General features: G+C 43.9%; 1 protein-coding gene and 1 pseudogene. Both read left to right on the forward strand.

The annotated features are described in order from the left end of the window. Positions 1-161 (forward strand): annotated as a pseudogene (locus A3761_RS26220) (ketol-acid reductoisomerase); the annotation flags it as partial. 96 nt (positions 162-257) lie between these two features. After that, a partial coding sequence (locus A3761_RS08645) for a phosphatidylcholine/phosphatidylserine synthase (protein WP_369808211.1) occupies positions 258-544 on the forward strand: 287 nt, incomplete at its 3' end.

Consider the following 544-nt stretch of genomic DNA (forward strand, 5'->3'; position numbering starts at 1 on the left):
GTGAGTATGCGAAAATGTTCATTTCAGAGGGTGCAACAAACTATCCTTCAATGACTGCGTACCGTCGTAACAATGCTGCGCACCCAATCGAGCAGGTTGGTGGTGAGCTTCGTAAGATGATGCCATGGATTAACAAGATTGTTGATAAGAGCAAAAACTAAACATTAGTTGTTTTTGCAGGTAAGATAAGGCGGCTCTCTGGTTTTTCCAGAGAGCCGTTTTTTTATGTTTAATGATGAGAGTTGATGATGAGTGATATGAATTCAGAAAAGCAGGGTGATGTAGAAAAGGAAGAGGTGAGCGAGTCGCCGGCTCATCGTTCAAAGCTGGGGCGAGGGATCTATCTGTTGCCGAACCTGTTTACAACAGCTTCGTTGTTTTCTGGATTCTATGCGATCGTCGCTGCTATGAATGGTCATTTTGATAATGCAGCAATTGCCATCTTTATATCAATGATTCTGGATGGCTTAGATGGTCGTGTGGCGCGTATGACGAATACGCAGAGCGCTTTTGGTGCAGAGTACGATAGTTTGGTCGATATGGT

The sequence above is a fragment of the Oleiphilus sp. HI0123 genome (genome assembly GCF_001635315.1).